Source organism: Rhodococcus sp. PvR044 (assembly GCF_040548995.1).
Lineage (GTDB): Bacteria > Actinomycetota > Actinomycetes > Mycobacteriales > Mycobacteriaceae > Rhodococcus_G > Rhodococcus_G oryzae.
The window spans coordinates 112,891-130,983 of sequence record NZ_JBEPSX010000009.1 but is presented as its reverse complement, the minus strand read 5'-3'; the positions used below and the strand labels follow the sequence as shown (position 1 = coordinate 130,983).

Annotated in this window: 15 protein-coding genes; 5 read left to right on the top strand and 10 right to left on the bottom strand. The window is 69.5% G+C overall.

Annotation, left to right across the window (positions count from 1 at the left end):
* Positions 1 to 8 precede the first annotated feature (8 nt).
* Genes zwf through tkt form a run of 3 tightly spaced genes read right to left on the bottom strand, consistent with a single transcriptional unit; the run spans position 9 to position 4,799 of the window.
* Positions 9 to 1,613: a glucose-6-phosphate dehydrogenase gene (gene zwf, locus ABIC28_RS20300; RefSeq protein ID WP_354580528.1), complete on the bottom strand. Its 1,605-nt coding sequence runs from the start codon at positions 1,611 to 1,613 to the stop codon at positions 9 to 11.
* Positions 1,558 to 2,691 carry a transaldolase gene (tal, locus tag ABIC28_RS20295; RefSeq protein ID WP_354580526.1) on the bottom strand — a complete coding sequence of 378 codons (1,134 nt, stop codon included), beginning with the start codon at positions 2,689 to 2,691 and terminating at the stop codon, positions 1,558 to 1,560. Before tal ends, zwf begins: the two co-directional genes overlap by 56 nt.
* 5 nt (positions 2,692 to 2,696) lie before the next feature.
* On the bottom strand, positions 2,697 to 4,799 hold the full coding sequence (gene tkt / locus ABIC28_RS20290) for a transketolase (RefSeq protein ID WP_097209859.1): 2,103 nt from the start codon (positions 4,797 to 4,799) through the stop codon (positions 2,697 to 2,699).
* Positions 4,800 to 5,064: 265 nt separating this feature from the next.
* Between tkt and ABIC28_RS20285 the strand changes: the two genes are divergently transcribed.
* Positions 5,065 to 6,048, top strand: coding sequence for a heme o synthase (locus ABIC28_RS20285; protein WP_097209858.1), 984 nt, complete (start codon positions 5,065 to 5,067; stop codon positions 6,046 to 6,048).
* A gap of 523 nt (positions 6,049 to 6,571) precedes the next feature.
* On the opposite strand, the gene ABIC28_RS20280 is transcribed toward ABIC28_RS20285, so the two are convergent.
* Complete coding sequence (locus tag ABIC28_RS20280; RefSeq protein WP_269590068.1) at positions 6,572 to 7,537, bottom strand: quinone oxidoreductase family protein; 966 nt, start codon at positions 7,535 to 7,537, stop codon at positions 6,572 to 6,574.
* A 33-nt stretch (positions 7,538 to 7,570) separates the two neighbouring features.
* On the opposite strand from ABIC28_RS20280, the gene ABIC28_RS20275 reads away from it, so the two are divergent.
* Positions 7,571 to 7,936 (top strand): hypothetical protein, encoded by a 366-nt coding sequence (locus tag ABIC28_RS20275; protein ID WP_097209856.1) that lies wholly within the window; start codon positions 7,571 to 7,573, stop codon positions 7,934 to 7,936.
* Between the two features lie 82 nt (positions 7,937 to 8,018).
* Here ABIC28_RS20275 and ABIC28_RS20270 read toward each other — a convergent pair whose 3' ends face one another.
* From ABIC28_RS20270 to mptB, 6 genes are all read right to left on the bottom strand, one after another.
* Entirely contained in the window at positions 8,019 to 8,426 is a 408-nt protein-coding gene (locus ABIC28_RS20270) for a hypothetical protein (RefSeq protein WP_354580522.1), read from the bottom strand.
* A gap of 52 nt (positions 8,427 to 8,478) precedes the next feature.
* On the bottom strand, positions 8,479 to 9,453 hold the full coding sequence (locus tag ABIC28_RS20265; protein ID WP_209926302.1) for a COX15/CtaA family protein: 975 nt from the start codon (positions 9,451 to 9,453) through the stop codon (positions 8,479 to 8,481).
* 63 nt (positions 9,454 to 9,516) lie between these two features.
* Positions 9,517 to 10,935 carry a hypothetical protein gene (locus ABIC28_RS20260; RefSeq protein ID WP_354580646.1) on the bottom strand — a complete coding sequence of 473 codons (1,419 nt, stop codon included), beginning with the start codon at positions 10,933 to 10,935 and terminating at the stop codon, positions 9,517 to 9,519.
* A gap of 86 nt (positions 10,936 to 11,021) precedes the next feature.
* Positions 11,022 to 11,813 carry an ABC transporter permease gene (locus ABIC28_RS20255; RefSeq protein WP_097209853.1) on the bottom strand — a complete coding sequence of 264 codons (792 nt, stop codon included), beginning with the start codon at positions 11,811 to 11,813 and terminating at the stop codon, positions 11,022 to 11,024.
* Entirely contained in the window at positions 11,810 to 12,754 is a 945-nt protein-coding gene (locus ABIC28_RS20250; RefSeq protein WP_136909338.1) for an ABC transporter ATP-binding protein, read from the bottom strand. The genes ABIC28_RS20255 and ABIC28_RS20250 overlap by 4 nt, the downstream gene beginning before the upstream one ends.
* Positions 12,751 to 14,517, bottom strand: a complete 1,767-nt coding sequence (mptB, locus tag ABIC28_RS20245) for a polyprenol phosphomannose-dependent alpha 1,6 mannosyltransferase MptB (protein ID WP_179800408.1) — start codon at positions 14,515 to 14,517, stop codon at positions 12,751 to 12,753. Before mptB ends, ABIC28_RS20250 begins: the two co-directional genes overlap by 4 nt.
* Before the next feature lie 73 nt (positions 14,518 to 14,590).
* Between mptB and ABIC28_RS20240 the strand changes: the two genes are divergently transcribed.
* The 3 genes from ABIC28_RS20240 (at position 14,591) to sufD (ending at position 18,083) form a co-directional block, all read left to right on the top strand.
* Positions 14,591 to 15,364 (top strand): helix-turn-helix transcriptional regulator, encoded by a 774-nt coding sequence (locus ABIC28_RS20240; protein ID WP_097209851.1) that lies wholly within the window; start codon positions 14,591 to 14,593, stop codon positions 15,362 to 15,364.
* 62 nt (positions 15,365 to 15,426) lie between these two features.
* Positions 15,427 to 16,884, top strand: a complete 1,458-nt coding sequence (gene sufB, locus ABIC28_RS20235; protein ID WP_097209850.1) for a Fe-S cluster assembly protein SufB — start codon at positions 15,427 to 15,429, stop codon at positions 16,882 to 16,884.
* Positions 16,884 to 18,083 carry a Fe-S cluster assembly protein SufD gene (sufD, locus tag ABIC28_RS20230; protein WP_077041546.1) on the top strand — a complete coding sequence of 400 codons (1,200 nt, stop codon included), beginning with the start codon at positions 16,884 to 16,886 and terminating at the stop codon, positions 18,081 to 18,083. Before sufB ends, sufD begins: the two co-directional genes overlap by 1 nt.
* Positions 18,084 to 18,093: the final 10 nt, after the last annotated feature.

The following is an 18,093-nucleotide window of genomic DNA, read 5'->3' as shown; positions in this document are numbered from 1 at the left end:
CACGATTGTCACGGCCTTCTCCATTCACGTCCGGTGCGACGGAGCATCTCCTGCGCCGACTCCGGACCCCAGGTGCCGGCCTCGTACGGTTCGGGCTTGCCGGACTCGGCCCAGTGCTCGAGCACCGGGTCGAGGATCTTCCAGGACAGCTCGACCTCGGCGTTGACGGGGAACAGCGACGGCTCGCCGAGCAACACGTCGAGGATCAGGCGCTCGTAGGCCTCGGGGGAGGACTCGGTGAACGCCTGGCCGTAGCTGAAGTCCATGTTGACGTCGCGGACCTCCATGGAGGACCCGGGCACCTTGGAGCCGAACCTCATCGTCACGCCCTCGTCCGGCTGCACCCGGATCACCAGCGCGTTCTGGCCGAGTTCCTCGGTCATGGTCTTGTCGAACGGCAGGTGCGGAGCCCGTTTGAACACCACCGCGATCTCGGTGACCCTGCGGCCCAGACGTTTTCCGGTGCGGAGGTAGAAAGGGACGCCCGCCCAGCGGCGGGTGTCCACCTCGAGGGTGATCGCGGCGAAGGTCTCCGTGGTGGAGTCCTTCGAGAAGCCCTCCTCGTCGAGCAGGCCGACCACTCGCTGGCCGCCCTGCCACCCGCCCGCGTACTGACCGCGCGCGGTGGTCTCGTCGAGGGGCTCCGCGAGCCTGGTGGCGGAGAGCACCTTGATCTTCTCGGACTGCAGCTCGGAGGGCTCGAAGCTGACGGGCTCCTCCATCGCGGTGAACGCGAGCAGCTGCAGCAGGTGGTTCTGGATGACGTCGCGGGCGGCACCGATGCCGTCGTAGTACCCGGCCCGGCCGCCGAGCCCGATGTCCTCCGCCATGGTGATCTGCACGTGGTCGACGTAGTGCGCGTTCCAGATCGGGTCGAACAGCTGGTTTGCGAAGCGCAGCGCCAGGATGTTCTGCACCGTCTCCTTGCCGAGGTAGTGGTCGATGCGGAACACCGAGTCCTCGGGGAAGACCGTGTTGACGACCGCGTTGAGCTCCTTCGCGCTCTCCAGGTCGTGCCCGAACGGCTTCTCGATGACCACCCGTCGCCACTGGTCCTCCACCGGCTGCGCCAGCCCGGACTTGGACAGCTGCTCGCACACGGTGGGGAACGCGGCGGGCGGAATGGCCAGGTAGAACGCGTGGTTGCCGCCGGTGCCGCGCTCCTCGTCGAGATCACGCAGGGTCTTGGTCAGCTCGACGAACGCCGCATCGTCGTCGAAGCTGCCCTGCACGAACCGGATTCCCTCGGCGAGCCGCTCCCACACCTCCTCGCGGAAGGGGGTGCGGGAGTGCTGCTTGACCGCGTCGTGGACGACCTTGCCGAAGTCCTCGGCCGCCCAGTCCCTTCGGGCGAAGCCGACCAGGGCGAAGCCCGGCGGCAACAGGCCCCGGTTGGCCAGGTCGTACACGGCAGGCATCAGCTTCTTGCGTGCGAGATCGCCGGTGACCCCGAAGATCACCAGTGCGCACGGGCCCGCGATTCGCGGCAGTCGTTTGTCCCTCTCGTCCCGGAGTGGGTTGTCCCACCGCGGAGCGGAGCCCGTGCCCGGCACCGGGTCAGCCCTTGTCGGACGCGGCCGCGAGTTCCCCGGAAATGGCTTCGAGAAGCTCATTCCAGGAGACCTCGAACTTGTCGACTCCTTCGGTTTCCAGCTTCTCGAACACCTCGGGAAGCGAGACGCCGGCCGCGGCAATCGCGTCGAAGACCTGCTGCGAGGCGGCGGCGGTACCGGTGATGGTGTCGCCGGTGATGACGCCGTGATCGGCCACCGCGTCCATCGTCTTCTCCGGCATCGTGTTCACCGTGTTCGGTGCGACAAGCTCCGTCACGTAGAGCGTGTCGGAGTAGTCGGGGTTCTTCACGCCGGTCGAGGCCCACAGCGGACGCTGCACGCGGGCGCCCGAGGCCGCCAGCGCCGCGTAGGTGCTGCCGCCCTCGAACACCTCCTGGTATGCGGCGTAGGCGAGGCGCGCGTTCGCGAGCCCGGCCTTGCCGCGCAGGGCCAGCGCCTCCTCGGTGCCGATGGCCCCGAGGCGGGCGTCGATCTCCGAGTCAACGCGGGAGACGAAGAACGAGGCGACCGAATGGATCTGGGAGAGGTCGTGGCCCGCGGCCTTCGCGGCCTCGAGGCCGGCCAGGTACGCGTCCATGACGGCCTTGTGCCGCTCCACCGAGAAGATCAGCGTGACGTTCACGCTGATGCCCTCCGCGATCACCCGGGTGATCGCGGGCAGCCCGGCCAGGGTGGCCGGGATCTTGATGAGCAGGTTCGGGCGGTCGACGATCTTCCACAGCTCGATCGCCTGCGCGACGGTCGCGTCCGTCTCGTGGGCCAGCCGGGGATCGACCTCGATCGAGACGCGGCCGTCCACGCCCGCGCTGGCCTCGAACTGCGGGGCCAGCACGTCGCAGGCGTCGCGGACGTCGTCGGTGGTCAGCGCGCGGACCGTGTCATCCACGTTCGCGCCCCGGCCTGCGAGCTCCTTGAGCTGGATCGTGTACTCGTGACCCTTGGTGATGGCGCCCTGGAAGATGGTCGGGTTGGTGGTGACACCGACGACGCTCTTCTCCCGGACGCGTGCCGCGAGGTTGCCGGACTCGAGGCGGCCACGGGACAGGTCGTCGAGCCACACCGACACGCCGGCCTGCGACAGCGCGGCGAGATTGGCGTTCTGTACTGAATCGCTCATCGAGATCAACCCTTCACTCGGTCGAGGGTGCGGCGGGCAGCGGCGGTGACGGCCTCGGCCGTGAAACCGAACTCGCGGAACAGTGTCTTGTGGTCGGCGGACGCACCGAAGTGCTCGATCGAGACGGCCTCACCGGCGTCGCCGATGATCCGGTACCACGGCATCGCGATGCCGGCCTCGACGGAGACGCGGGCGCGGACCGCGGGCGGCAGCACCGAATCGCGGTACTCCTGGTCCTGCTCCTGGAACCAGTCCAGGCAGGGGACCGAGACGACCCGGGTGGCGATGCCCTCCGCCTCGAGGGCCTCCCTGGCCTCGACGGCCAGGTACAGCTCGGAGCCGCTGGCCAGCAGGATGACCTCCGGCGTGCCGGTGGAGGCCTCCGTGAGGACGTAGGCGCCGCGCGCAACGCCGTCGACGGATCCGGCCTTGGTGCCCTCGAGCACCGGGATGTCCTGGCGGGTCAAGGCGAGCGCGGTCGGCCCGGTCTTGTTCTCCAGGGCGGTCTTCCATGCGTGCGCAGTCTCGTTGGCGTCACCCGGACGGATCACCGCGAGGTTCGGGATCGCGCGTAGCGCGGCGAGGTGCTCGATCGGCTGGTGGGTCGGGCCGTCCTCGCCGAGCCCGATGGAATCGTGCGTCCAGACGTAGATCGCGGGCGTCTTCATCAGCGCGGCCAGCCGGACGGCCGGACGCATGTAGTCGCTGAACACCATGAAGGTGCCGCCGTACGGGCGGGTCGGGCCGTGCAGTGCGATGCCGTTGAGGATCGAGCCCATCGCGTGCTCACGGATGCCGAAGTGCAGGGTGCGGCCGTAGGGCTGCGCGGTCCAGTCCTTCGTCGAGATCGACGCCGGGCCAAAGGAGTCCGAGCCGTCGATGGTGGTGTTGTTGCTGCCCGCGAGGTCGGCGGAGCCGCCCCACAGCTCGGGCAGGATCGGGCCGAGCGCGTTGAGCACCTTGGCGGAGGCCTTGCGGGTGGCGGCGCCCTTGGCATCGGGCTCCCAGGTCGGCAGGATGTCGGTCCAGCCGGCGGGGAACTCGCCTGCCTGCAGGCGGTCGAAGAGCGCCTTGCGCTCGGGCTCGCGGGCCGCCCAGGTCGCGAACTCGGAATCCCAGGCCGCACGCGCGGCGGCGCCGCGGACCGCGACCTCACGAGCGTGCGCCAGCGCGGCTGGGTCGACGTCGAACGATTTCTCGGGATCGAAGCCGAGCGCCACCTTGACGCCCGCGACCTCGTCCGCACCGAGCGCCGCGCCGTGCACGTCGCCGGTGTTCATCTTGGTCGGGGCGGGGTAGCCGATGATGGTGCGGAGCACGATGATCGACGGCTTGTCGGTCACGGCCTGCGCTGCGGCGACGGCGTCGAGCATCGCGGAGACGTTCTCGCCGCCCTCCACGCGCTGCACGTGCCAGCCGTACGCCTCGTAGCGCTTGGCGACGTCCTCGCCGAACGCGATGGCGGTGTCGTGCTCGATGGAGATCTCGTTGTCGTCGTAGAAGACGATCAGGTTGCCGAGCTGCTGGACACCCGCGAGCGAGGAGGCCTCGGAGGTGACACCCTCCTGCAGGTCACCGTCGGAGGCGATGACGTAGATGTTGTGGTCGAACGGGCTGGCGCCCTCGGCGGTGTCCGGGTCGAACAGCCCGCGCTCGCGGCGCGCCGCCATCGCCATGCCGACGGCCGAGGCCAGACCCTGGCCGAGCGGGCCGGTGGTCATCTCGACGCCGACGGTGTGGCCGTACTCGGGGTGGCCGGGGGTCAGCGAACCCCAGGTGCGCAGTGCCTCGATGTCGGAGAGCTCGAGGCCGTAGCCCGACAAGTAGAGCTGCAGGTACAGCGTGAGGCTGCTGTGTCCACAGGACAGGACGAACCGGTCGCGGCCGACCCATTCGGCGTCCGACGGGTCATGGCGCATCACACGCTGGAAGAGCGTGTACGCGAGCGGCGCGAGGCTCATCGCGGTGCCGGGGTGGCCGTTCCCCACCTTCTGCACGGCGTCGGCGGCGAGGACACGGGCGGTGTCCACGGCCTTGGTGTCTAGCTCCGTCCAGTCGGTGGGGTGCACCGGCTGGGTGAGGACGCGGATCTCGTCTGTGATCGACACGAGCAGAAGTCTCCTGACAGTGGGGGTACGGCGACGCGGTAACGCCAAGGGTAGTTCCGCGACAACACTAGTGCTCGGGCGCATCCCGGTCGATCGGTCGAAGGGCTGTGTCGAGACCGGGCGGTCTGTGCAGGAACCGGCGTAAGTGCGACCTGCGGTTCGGATCTGTTCGCCGTGCCGTCTACCATCTTGTGTAGTAGTGCGAAGTCAGGCGCGCAGCGGTGCGCGACAGGATCAGGTGGTCACTCGCGTGTCGCAAGGAGAAATGGTGCGGATTGTGGAGCATGGCGGACACGGTCTCGCTGGTGGCTCCGAGCCCACCCAGGTGAAAAGGCCCGACACCCTCTGGGGCCGGGCGATCGGGAAGGTTCTCGCCTACCTCGCCCTGACGAAGCCGCGGGTGATCGAGCTGCTGCTGGTCGCGACGATCCCGGCGATGCTGCTCGCGGATCGCGGCAACGTGAACTTCCCGCTCATCCTGAGCACGCTGTTCGGCGGCTGGATGGGCGCGGCGAGCGCCAACACGCTCAACTGTGTGGTCGACGCGGACATCGACAAGGTGATGAAGCGGACCGCCCGCAGGCCACTGGCCCGCCTGGCGGTGCCGACCTCGCACGCGCTCGTCTTCGGGCTCGTCCTCGGCGCCGGCTCCTTTGCCTGGCTGTGGTGGGCGACGAACCTGCTGGCTGCCGTGCTGATCGTGCTCACCATCGCGTTCTACGTGCTCGTGTACACGATGATCCTCAAGCGCCGGACCTGGCAGAACGTGATCTGGGGCGGTGCAGCCGGTTGCATGCCGGTGATGGTCGGGTGGGCCGCGGTCACCGGCTCGATCAGCTGGGAGCCGATCGTGCTGTTCCTGGTCATCTTCTTCTGGACGCCGCCGCACACCTGGGCGCTCGCCATGCGCTACAAGGAGGACTACAAGGCGGCAGGCGTGCCGATGCTCCCGGTCATCGCGACCGAGGAGCGCGTCACCAAGCAGATCCTCGTCTACACCTGGCTGACCGTGCTGACCACGCTGGCCCTGGTCCCCGCGGCGGGCGTCGTCTACGCCGCCATCGCCCTGGTCGCCGGTGCCTGGTTCCTGCTGATGGCGCACCAGCTGTACGCGGGCGTGCGCCGCGGCGAGCCGGTGAAGCCGCTGCGCCTGTTCCTGCAGTCGAACAACTACCTCGCCGTGGTGTTCTGCGGGCTCGCGGTGGACTCGGTGCTGGGCATGGACACGATCGGCTCCTTCTTCAGCTGATCGCGGGGGCAGTCGCTTCGTCCCCTCATCTCTCTCGAGTGTTCCTGCATCCGGTGGTGCGCCAGGTCCACCAGCTCGCTCTTGCTCGGGGTGTAGGTGCACAGGGTCATATCCGTGCGCCCGAGCCGTTCACTCACTGATCGCGTCGACAGACCTGTGTCGCCCCGGCCTCGTTCGCTACTCGATCGCGGGTCCGCGACGATGTCCGTCCAGGGTCAGCCCTGGCTTGGGACGAGGTCCGGTTCTCGGGTCCCCGGCGGCGGGCGCCAGCCGCAGCATTGCGATAGAGCGCGCGGAATCGCCCTGAACTGCACATACGCACACTGGCCGTATCTCTTTACGACGTAAGGGATCGCTGCTTTACGTCGTAAGGAGATTGCGAGGCCGCGCGTGCCCGGGCCACACCCCTGCGCGCACACCTTCTGGCAAGGACGCATACACACTGCGGGCACAAAGGGGGTGCGACGTTGTCACAAGGTGTGCGCCGACCGCTGGCGCCGCCTGGGTTGTGCGGCCGGCGCGCCTAGGGGACCAGCACGATCGAGCCGGTGGTGCGGCGACCCTGCAGATCGCGGTGCGCCTGCTCGGCCTCGTCGAGCGGGTACTGCGCGCCGACCCGGATCTTCAGCGAGCCCTCCCTGATCGCCTCGAACACCTCGCCCGAGCGCCACAGCAGCTCGTCGCGGTCGCGGGTGTAGTGCGCGAGGGTGGGTCGGGTCAGGAACACCGAGCCCGCCGGGTTGAGCCGCTGCGGATCGAACGGCGGCACCGGCCCGCTGGCCGCCCCGAACAGGGCGAGCGTGCCCCGGATCCGAACCGACGCGAGGCTGGCCTCGAAGGTGTCGGCGCCGACACCGTCGAACGCCGCCGCCACGCCCTCGCCGTCGGTGAGCGCCCGGACCTGCTGCGCGAGGTCGTCGGAGTAGCGCAGCACCTCCGCCGCGCCTGCCTCCCGGGACAGCAGTTCCTTCTCGTCCGAGGACACGGTGGTGATCACGCGCGCGCCCCTGGCGACCGCGAGCTGCGTCAGCACCAGGCCGACCCCGCCCGCGCCCGCGTGCACGAGCACGGTGTCGCCGGGCTCGACGTAGTACACCGAGTTCATCAGGTAGTGCGCCGTCATGCCCTGCAGGAGCACCGAGGCGGCCTCGGGGGCGCCGACGCCCTCCGGCACCGGCACCGCCACCGCGGCGGGCACCACGACCCTCTCCGCGTAGCTGCCAGGCGCCGAGGACCACGCCACCCGGTCGCCGGCGCGGACGCCGGTGACGTCGGAGCCCACCGCCTCGACGACGCCGCTGCCCTCGAGTCCGGGGACGTACGGCAGGTCCACGGCGTAGGCGCCGGTCCGGTAGTAGGTGTCGATGTAGTTCACGCCGATCGCGTCTGTGCGAACCAGCAGGTCCGCGGCGCCCGGTGCCGGGTCGGGGATCTCGGACATTCGGAGTACCTCGGGGCCGCCGAACTCGGTCACGGTGATTGCGCGCATGCCCCTATTTCTACTCTCCAGTATTCTGACGCCATGACTGTGGACACCCAGGACTCCGGCGCGAGCGCCCCGGCCGTATCGCTGCCCCCGCGGACCGTCGCCGCGGTGAAGAAGTTCGTTGCCGAGCACGGCGGTTCGGCCTCGGCGGTGATCCAGCCGGTCGGCCTCGACGGCGTCCGGATCACCCTCGTCGGCGCCGACGGCGTCCTCGGCGATCAGGTCGTCGACGACCTCGCGACGGCGAACGCCGTGGTTGCCGCGGTCGACAATGTCACCGTCTCCGAGTGGGAGCGCGCGATCACCAGCATCGTCACCCCGCGTGTCGGTCACTGGCGGAAGATGGCCGGTTGGGTGGCGAACCAGACCCGCTTCCCGAAGGCCCGCAACGGTCTCGGCTGAGCAAGACCGGCAACGAATGCGGGCCCCGGTCATGGACCGGGGCCCGCATTCGTCGAGGACGTGTTTCTCTCCCCATGCCGAATCAGGGAACGAAGAAGGTCCCGAAGCCTGGTGACGCGATCGCCTGTGGGTCGGCCAACGCAACTACCTGACCAGCGCCCGGACGGATGGTCACGGGCGCAGCGTTCAATGTCGGAAACGACGCGGACCCTGACGCGCCGGTGGCGAGACTGACCCAGTGGACAACCGCACTGTGCGGGTTTCCGCTTCCGGGAGTTCTCAGCACACTCAAGGTGGCCACGCCCGGTTGTTCGCCCACAGTCGCGGCGAGCCTGGGAGTGGGTAGCTCGACCAGCGGGATAAAGGGATCTAGCTGGAACGGAATGGTGCTCGGCGCAGCTGCCGCGGGACCCACCGCCAGCAGACCGACGGTCGAGAAGGACAGGGCTGCGGCGATGGCGACACGCTTGACTGTTCTGGATCGGGTCATGCGGATTGACGGTACCCGCGCTCCACCAGATCGGCCGTTTCTTCGGCCGTGATCACCGGATTCCCGACTTCATGGGCTCCAACTCGGCCGGGGCGACCTCGCGAACCCGACCGGCGGCGTACAGCGCGGCGGTGGCGGCCGTGCAGGCGGCCGCCAGCGCGACGTGCACCGTCACCAGGGCGGCGGGGACATCGGTCCAGAACTGGACCAAGCCGACGCAGGCCTGCGCCCCCACCACGCCCACGACGACCTTGAGTCGAAGCTTCACCGCGGCCCTGGCTCCGACCGCGTACAGCCCGAAGCCGAGACCCACCAGCAGCGCGAGGTAGGCGACCAGCAGTTCGGCGTGCAGGTGCACCAGGTTGGTGATGTCGAGGTTCAGGCGCTCGACCGTGCGCTCGGGGTTCTTGTCGCCCGCGTGCGGTCCCGCGCCCGTCACCATGGTGCCCGCGACCAGCGTCCCGGCCAGCGCGACGCCGGACAGTGCGGTCAGCCAGCGCAGCTGCTTCGGCACGGTGATGACCTCGACGCCGTCGTCGGGCTGGTCGATCTTGTGGTACAGGATCACCGACAGCCACACCATCGCCATCGACACCAGCAGGTGCACCGCGACGGTCCACCACAACAGGCCGGTGAGCACGGTGATGCCGCCGATCACCGCCTGCGCGACGGTCGAGAGCGGCATCAGCCAGGCGTAGGCGAGCACCTCGCGGCGGCGGGCCGCGCGGGTCACCGCGAGCACCACCGCCGCCGCCGTCGCCACCACCAGGAACGACAGCAGCCGGTTGCCGAACTCGATGGCCTGGTGGAACCACGGCGCGGTGGCGGTGCCGGTGGGCACGAAGCTGCCGGGATGGCACTGCGGCCAGGTGGTGCAGCCGAGGCCCGACGCGGTCACCCGGACCACGGCGCCGGTCACGGCGATACCGCCCTGGGACAGGATCACCGCGACGGCGATCCACTTCTGCACCGCCAATGAGGGGAGCGGCAGACGGTTGACCAGGCTCAGGAACCCTCGATACAGCACGCCCCCGATGGTAGATGCCCGTCAACTACAGAGCGTCGTTGGGGCTGGCCGCGCCCCGGAACCTCAGCTTCCGGAGCTCCCCGCACTGCCGAGGCTGCCGAAACCGTTCGCACCGACCTTGAGCATGCCGGTGATGGTGCCCTGCAGGTAGTCGCCCTGCCCGGTGATGAGCGCCGACATCTGCAGGGTGTCGTTCGCCGTGGTGCCGGGGAGCCCGGTGCGGTTCAGGATCGAGCCGTTGCTCGGGTCGATGGCGGCGAACGCATAGCCGTCGAGGGGACCGCCGGTTCCGTCCCGCAGCACCGTGTAGAGGTGACCGTCCGCGGTCGACAGGTGCGGCACCGCGGAGCTGCGTAGCGCGTTGTCCCACACCTGATGGCAGCCGGCCCCGTCGAGGTCGACGCGGGTCATGCCGCCGGTGAACGGGGCGGTCGCGGGCACGGCCGGTCCGGCGCCCTCGGGCACCTTCGGGTACGGGTAGCCGTAGGTGCCCGCGATGAAGACGGAGTTGCCAACGCCGATCGGGGAGTTCTCGCTGCCGGGTCCGCCCGCGCCGAGCACCGGGATCTTGCAGACCTCCTGCCCGGTGTCGGTGCGGTGCACCAGCAGGTTCACCCGGGTGTCGGCGCTGTCGACGATCGCGACGTACTCGTAGCCGTTGGTGGGACCGAAATAGGTGGGGGTGGACCCGGTGCCCCAGCTCAGCTGCCCGGGTTTGCGGGCCGATCCCCGGTCGTACTCACGGCGCCAATCGATCTTCGGGGTGCCGTCGGCGGCGAGGCTCAGCTGGTACAGGGCGTGGGTGGTGGCCACCGAGGTGCCCGCAGGGGAGGTGGAGATGCTGTTCTGCACCTGCTCGCCTGCCGGGACCGCGACGGTCTTCGCGACGCCCGCCGCATCGACGGAGCCGATCACCCCGCCGCCCGTCGCGAACCAGACGTTGCCCTGCCAGTCCGGCGCGAGGCCCGTCACCGCGTCGCCGTCCGGGATGGCCCCGGACAGGTCGACGGTCGAGTCGATGAACAGCGCGTTGTTCGCGTGGCCGACCCGCTGGAGCTTGCGGTCACCGTCGACCGCGACCAGCCGGTTCTGGTTGTCCAGGAATGCGTACACCCCGCCGAGCAGGCTGCCCTTGGCCAGCTTGAGCTGGGCGAGCGATCCGCCCACCGGCGCCGCCGGCGCGGCGGGATCGATCAGGTGCACGGTCGGGTCCTGGCCGAGGACCGAGGTGCACAGCGCGACCACCAGTCCGTCGGAGCCCTGCAGCACGGTCGGGCACGCGGCCAGGAGCGGGTACGAGGTCACCCCGACGGCTCCGGCGCCGGGACCGTCCAGCGGTGTCGCGTCCGAGGACCCGGCGTCGCCGTGCATCGTCGAGGTGCCCATAGGTCCGAGGAACGGGTTGGGCGGTGCGAGCGGGCCCCATGTGGGCTGGGCTGAGGCGAGTCCGCCGCCGAAGGTGATCGCGGAGACGGCGGCCATGCAGGCGAGGGCGCGGAGTGTTTTCGGCACGGCTTCGCATATTGCCGCTTCGCGGCGGAAATGAATACGTTTTGGAACGATCCGTATTAGGTGAACTTGAAGTATCGGGTCGCCAGCCATGCGGCGACGGAACCCCACACCACGAGCACCGCGACCGCGAACAGGTCGAGCGAGCCGCCGATCGCCTGTTGCAGGGCCTCGGCGAGGGCGCCGGACGGGATCAGCCGGGCCGCCGTGTGCAGCGGTCCTGGGATGTCATCGGAGAACACGACGGAGCCGATGCCCGCCATCACGAACCAGAGGACGTTCGCCAGCGCGAGCACGATCTCGGCCCGCAGGGTGCCGCCGAGCAACAGCCCGAGCGAGGCGAATGTGATGGTCCCGAGCGCGATGATGAGCGCGCCCAGCAGCAGGCCGGTCGGCTCGGGTCGCCAGCCGAGCGCGAAGGCGATGCCACCGAGGAGGACCGATTGCATGGCGACCACGATGATGACCGCGGCGCTCTTGCCCACGATGATTCCCCAGCGCGGCAGGGGGGTCGCACCGAGCCGCTTGAGCGCGCCGTAGCGCCGATCGAAACCGACGGCGATGGCCTGCCCGGTGAACGCGGTGGACATGATCGCCACCATCATCACGGCGGGCAGGACGGTGTCGACGCGGGGGTCGCCGAGGTCGCCGATCGGGAGCAGACACAGCCCGATCAGGAGGGTGATCGGGATGAACATGGTGAGCAGCAGTTGTTCACCGTTGCGCAGCAGCAGGGTGAGCTCGAGCCGGGTCTGGGCCGCCAGCATGGGCAGCGCGGCGCTCGGCCTGGGATCGGGGGTGAAGGTCCCCGCCTCGAACCTGTTGTCGGCGAGCCGGTCTTGCACGTTCATCCCCTCAGATCCCGTCCGGTGAGGTCGAGGAAGACATCCTCGAGCCTGCGCTGATCGACCCGCAGTTCGGTGGCGAGCACATCGAGCTCGGCGCACCACGCGGTCACCGTCGCCAGCACCTTCGGGTCGACGATGCCCTCGACCAGATACGACCCGGGGGAGACCTCCCGTGGGGTGAATCCGGTGGGCAGGGCGGCGCGCAGCCCACTCAGGTCCAGGTTCTCGGGCGCGAGGAACCGGAGTTGTCCGGCCGAACCGTGTCGCGTCAGCTCCGTCGGTGTGCCCTCGGCGACGATCCGGCCGTGGTCGATGATGATCAGGCGGTCGGCCAGCGCCTCCGCCTCGTCCATCAGGTGCGTGGTCAGCAGCACGGCGACGCCGTCGCGGCGCAGCGCGTCGATGAGCTCCCAGACCAGCAGCCTGGCCTGGGCATCGAGACCCGCGGTCGGTTCGTCGAGGAACACCAGCTCGGGCCGTCCGACGAGCGCGCAGGCCAGCGCGAGGCGCTGCTGCTGTCCACCGGAGAGCCGGCGGTACGGGGTGCGGGCGGCGTCGGTGAGGCCGAGGGTCCGCAGCAGCCATGCCGGGTCCAGCGGATCGGCCGAGTACGCCGCCACCAGGTCCAGCATCTCGCCCGCCCGGGACCCCGGGTAGGCGCCGCCGCCCTGCAGCATGACGCCGACGCGCGCCCGGACCGCTCCGGAATCGGCGATCGGGTCGAGGCCGAACACGCGGACGGTGCCGCTGTCGGGGCTCAGGAAGCCCTCGCACATCTCCACGGTCGTGGTCTTGCCCGCGCCGTTGGGGCCGAGCAGTGCCAGCACCTCGCCGCGGTGCAGGGACAGATCGAGGCCGTCGACGGCGGTGACGCTGCCGAAGGACTTGACCACGCCATCGAGCCGAAGAACCGGATGCGCCGTGTCGGACGCGGAAGAGCTCACGGGGCCTCAGCGTATTCGGCGCTCGATCCGCGGCCGTTCGGTGCCCCGGTCCCGGCCCGCCAGGGCAGCCGGTCTCGGGTCAGGAACATCGCCAGTCCCACCACGAGGATGGTGGCGACGGCGGCCTGGACGATCATGAACGGCTGGTACTCGCCGCCGTTGGGCATCACGATCAGACTCACCGCCGACGAGAAGACGATCGCCGGGATGCGGAAGACCGGCCGGGTCGCCCACGCGGCCAGCGGGATGACCGCCCACAGCAGGTACCAGGGCTGGACCACGGGGAAGAGCAGCACCAGGACGCCGAGGGAGACGCCGAGCGCGCCCACCGGGTGCACGCGCCCGACGAGCACGGCGACCAGCATGCGCAGCGCGACGAAGGCCGCGGCGAGGGAGGCAATCGGCCGGGTCAGGTTGAGGACGGCGGTGGTGTGGTCGCCCAGTCCGAGGAACACGCCCGCCAGGCCGGTGCCGAGGCCGAGCAGTGTCGGCAGCGACATCCAGCTGCGCACCTCGTTCGCGGTGCCGAGGGTGTCCGGGGAGAGCCAGCCGAAGCCGAGGCCGCTGGCCAGGCTCACCACCAGGATGACCACCGCGGTCACCGCCATCAGCAGTCCGGCGGCCGCCAGCACGGATCGGACGGTGCCACCCCAGCGCCGCGCCAGCGCCATGCCGAGGAACCCGAGTGCCAGCAGCGACGGGATCTTGACCGTCGCCGACAGCGCTATCAGGCCGGACCCGGCCAGCAGATACGTCAGGTTCCTGCCGCCCGCGGTGGCGCCGCGGATGTCGAACCGGATCGGGTCGGCGCTCTCGACGGCGCGCAGCGCCAGTTCCATGCCCGCCAGCATCAGGCCGAGCATCAGCGCCTCGTTGTGGATCCCCGCGACCAGGTGGAACAGCAGCAGCGGGTTGGCGGCGCCGAGCCAGAGCGCGGTGACGCTGGCGACGCCGCATCGGCGCGCCAGCCGGGGGAGTGCCCAGACGATCAGTGCGACGCCCGCGAGCGCGAGCAACCGGTGCAGGAAGATGCCTGCGACGATGTTCTCGCCGGTGACCGCGGAGATGCCGCGACCGATCCAGAGGAAGAACGGCCCGTACGGCGCGGGGGTGTCGCGCCAGATGGTCGGGACAGTCCTTGTCAGCACGTGGTCGACGCCGAGGGCCTGGGCGGGCCCGATCGCGTACGGGTCCAGTCCTCGTGCGGTGATCTCGCTCTGCGCCAGGTACGAGTAGACGTCCTTGCTGAACATCGGGGGTGCGATCGTCAGCGGGATCACCCACAGCAGCAGGGTGCGGTCCAGCTGGGAGCGGGTCAGCCGCCGGGGCGCGGCGCCTTCCCCTCGGTAGCGGCCGATCGCGAACCGGCCGAGCAGTAGCCACGCCAGCACCACCATCACGCTGCCGGTCATCGTCAGCGTGAGCGCGGTCGCGCCGAGGCGCGCAGGCAGTCCGAGGATCCGCAGGCCCTGCACCGGGTTCTGCAGCACCGGCTGCGCGCCCGCACCGAGCGCGCCGATCGCCATCAGCACGGCCCCGGTCGCACCGAAGCGCCTGATCCCCTTGAGCTGACCGGTCTCGCGCTTGTTGAGCCCGGGTGCCTCCGCCTCGTCGCCGTGCAGGCTCGAGACCTCGAAGCCGTGGTGGGGGCCGTCGATTCCCAGCCCTCGCTTGGCGAGGGTCACCGCCCGTTCGCGGAATCTGGTCGCCGGGCCGGCGCTTGGGGTGTCACCGGAGTCCGGTGCGTCGTCGGTCTGCGGCACATGGGGCAGCGTAGCGGTGTAATACAGGGCACCCTTGGTGGACCAGCTCCGATAATTCCGTCACACTTGTGTTGTGAAAACGGCACCGGCTCGGGACGCGCGCAGTGAAGGCGCAGGTCATGCACCTGTTTCGCCTGCGCTCAGTGGTGCCCCGACCGCAACCGTTGTGGGCCACGAAGGGCACACCAGGGCCGCCGTCGTCCAGCTTCTCCTCGAGCAGGGCCCGATCACGGCCCCCGAGATCGGAGTGAAGCTCGGTCTGAGCGCCGCGGGTGTCCGACGTCACCTCGAGGCGCTGATCGATGCGGGCGAGGCGCGATCCTCGAACGCCGCGAGCTGGCAGCACAAGGGTCGCGGGCGCCCGGCGAAGCAGTTCCAGCTGACCGCTGCGGGCCGTTCGCGCCTCGGCCACTCCTACGACGATCTCGCAGGCGCAGCCATGCGGCACCTCCGCGAGGTCGGCGGCGAGGAGGCGATCGTGGAGTTCGCACGCCGCCGGGTCCAGACGATCGTCGCCGACATCGATCCCGTCGCCCCGCACACCCCTGGTGAAGTGGCCGACACCGCTGACGCCATCGCGGACGCGTTCACCTCGGCCGGCTTCGCCGCCACCACCCGCCCCGTGGGCAACGGCGTCCAGATCTGCCAGCACCACTGCCCTGTCTCGCACGTCGCCTCGGAGTTCCCCGAGCTGTGCGAGGCGGAGACGCAAGCCTTCGCCGAGTTGCTCGGCACCCACGTGCAGCGCCTGGCGACCATCGCCAACGGTGACTGCGCCTGCACCACCCACATACCCATCGCTCCACCGGACGAGCCCGACTCGTCGCCAGACGCATCCCCGAAGTAAGCACCACCCACGCCGATGCCCAGCCCGCACCGGCACGCAACAAGACTCCGGAAGGAGCTCGCATGACAGTCACCCAAGATCAGGCATCCGGCAGCACGGAGAAGTCGCCTGCACTGACGCAGGACGAGGCCATCGCCTCGCTCGGCCATTACGGCTACGGCTGGTCTGATTCCGACGTGGCAGGCGCCAGCGCGCAGCGCGGGCTGTCCGAGGCCGTCGTGCGGGACATCTCCGCGAAGAAGAACGAGCCCGAGTGGATGCTCGACATCCGGCTCAAGGCGCTCAAGACCTTCGACAAGAAGCCGATGCCGCACTGGGGCTCCAACCTCGAGGGCATCCACTTCGACAACATCAAGTACTTCGTGCGCTCGAGCGAGAAGCAGGCCGAGTCCTGGGAGGACCTGCCCGAGGACATCAAGAACACCTACGACCGGCTCGGCATCCCCGAGGCGGAGAAGCAGCGCCTGGTCGCCGGTGTCGCCGCGCAGTACGAGTCCGAGGTCGTCTACCACTCGATCCGTGAGGATCTCGAGAAGCAGGGCGTGATCTTCCTCGACACGGACACCGGGCTCAAGCAGCACCCGGAGCTGTTCAAGGAGTACTTCGGTTCGGTGATCCCCGCCGGCGACAACAAGTTCTCCGCGCTCAACACCGCGGTGTGGTCGGGCGGCTCCTTCATCTACGTGCCGCCGGGCGTGCACGTCGACATCCCGCTGCAGGCCTACTTCCGGATCAACACCGAGAACATGGGCCAGTTCGAGCGCACCCTGATCATCGTCGACGAGGGCGCCTCGGTGCACTACGTCGAGGGCTGCACCGCGCCGATCTACAAGTCCGACTCGCTGCACTCCGCGGTCGTCGAGATCATCGTGAAGAAGGGCGGCCACTGCCGCTACACGACCATCCAGAACTGGTCGAACAACGTCTACAACCTGGTGACCAAGCGCACCAAGGTGGACGCGGGCGGTTCCATGGAGTGGGTCGACGGCAATATCGGATCCAAGGTCACCATGAAGTACCCGGCTGTGTGGATGATGGGCGAGCACGCGCGCGGCGAGGTCCTCTCGGTCGCGTTCGCGGGCGAGGGCCAGCACCAGGACACCGGTGCGAAGATGCTGCACCTGGCGCCGTACACGTCCTCGACCATCGTCAGCAAGTCGGTGGCCCGCGGCGGCGGGCGCGCCTCCTACCGCGGCCTGGTCCAGGTCAACAAGGGTGCGCACGGCTCGAAGTCGACCGTGAAGTGTGACGCCCTGCTGGTCGACCAGATCAGCCGTTCCGACACCTACCCCTACGTGGACATCCGCGAGGACGACGTGTCGATGGGTCACGAGGCGACCGTCTCGAAGGTCAGCGAAGACCAGTTGTTCTACCTGATGAGCCGCGGCCTCACCGAGGACGAGGCAATGGCCATGGTGGTGCGCGGGTTCGTCGAGCCCATCGCCAAGGAGCTGCCGATGGAATACGCCCTCGAGCTCAACCGCCTGATCGAACTGCAGATGGAAGGGGCCGTGGGTTAGTGGCCAACGCAAACGAGGCGACGACCGGGGTCAAGGCCGCCGTCGCCGGTGAGAACATCGTGCCCGCCACCAACAAGGGCGAGGTGTTCACCTCATACGACGTCAACGCTTTCGAGGTCCCCGCGGGACGCGACGAGGCGTGGCGCTTCACGCCGCTGCGCAGGCTGCGCGGCCTGCACGACGGAACCGCGGTCCGCTCCGGCGCCGCGACCGTCGAGGTCCAGGCGGTCGAGGGTGTCAGCGTCGAGACCGTCGGCCGTGACGATGCCCGTCTCGGGCAGGCCGGTGTGCCCGCCGACCGCATCGCCGCGCAGGCGTACTCCGGCTTCGAGTCGGCCACGGTGATAACCGTGGCCAAGGAGCATGAGGTCGCCGACGCCGTCAACATCGTGGTGACCGGGCCCGGCGTGGACAAGGTGGCCTACGGCCACATCCAGGTTCGGCTCGAGGCCTTCGCGAAGGCCACCGTGGTCCTCGACCAGCGCGGCAGCGGCACCTACGCGGAGAACGTCGAGTTCATCGTCGGCGACAGCGCCAAGCTGACCGTGGTCGCGGTGCAGGACTGGGCCGATGACGCCGTGCACGTCGCGGCGCACCACTCGCGGCTCAGCCGCGACGCTGTCCTCCGGTACACCTCGGTGAGCCTTGGCGGCGACCTGGTGCGACTGACCCCGACCGTGAAGTACGACGGGCCCGGCGGCGACGCCGAGCTGCTCGGCCTGTACTTCGCCGACGCGGGCCAGTTCTTCGAGCAGCGCCTGCTGGTGGATCACTCGCAGCCGCACTGCAAGTCGAATGTCGTCTACAAGGGCGCGCTGCAGGGCGATCCGCACTCCGGCAAGCCGGATGCGCACACCGTCTGGGTGGGCGACGTGCTGATCCGCGCCGCGGCCGAGGGCACCGACACCTTCGAGCTCAACCGGAACCTGGTGCTCACCGACGGCGCCCGCGCCGACTCGGTGCCGAACCTCGAGATCGAGACCGGCGAGATCGTCGGCGCGGGCCACGCCAGCGCAACGGGCCGGTTCGACGACGAGCAGCTGTTCTACCTGCGTTCGCGGGGCATCCCGGAGGACCAGGCCCGTCGCCTGGTGGTCCGCGGGTTCTTCCACGAGATCATCAACCGCATTGCCGTCCCGGAGGTGCGCGAGCGCCTCGAAGCAGCCATCGAGGTCGAGCTCGCCGCGGTCGGCGTCTGAGATCGCCGAC

Bases quoted from the DNA above. Each gene is read 5' to 3' on its own strand.
- ABIC28_RS20280 (WP_269590068.1), bottom strand. From the start codon at position 7,537: ATGCGCGCAATCACCGTGACCGAGTTCGGCGGCCCCGAGGTACTCCGA.
- zwf (WP_354580528.1), bottom strand. From the start codon at position 1,613: ATGAGCTTCTCGAAGCCATTTCCGGGGAACTCGCGGCCGCGTCCGACA.
- sufB (WP_097209850.1), top strand. From the start codon at position 15,427: ATGACAGTCACCCAAGATCAGGCATCCGGCAGCACGGAGAAGTCGCCT.
- ABIC28_RS20285 (WP_097209858.1), top strand. From the start codon at position 5,065: ATGGTGCGGATTGTGGAGCATGGCGGACACGGTCTCGCTGGTGGCTCC.
- ABIC28_RS20270 (WP_354580522.1), bottom strand. From the start codon at position 8,426: ATGACCCGATCCAGAACAGTCAAGCGTGTCGCCATCGCCGCAGCCCTG.
- ABIC28_RS20260 (WP_354580646.1), bottom strand. From the start codon at position 10,935: ATGGCCGCCGTCTCCGCGATCACCTTCGGCGGCGGACTCGCCTCAGCC.
- tal (WP_354580526.1), bottom strand. From the start codon at position 2,691: ATGAGCGATTCAGTACAGAACGCCAATCTCGCCGCGCTGTCGCAGGCC.
- ABIC28_RS20275 (WP_097209856.1), top strand. From the start codon at position 7,571: ATGACTGTGGACACCCAGGACTCCGGCGCGAGCGCCCCGGCCGTATCG.
- ABIC28_RS20255 (WP_097209853.1), bottom strand. From the start codon at position 11,813: ATGAACGTGCAAGACCGGCTCGCCGACAACAGGTTCGAGGCGGGGACC.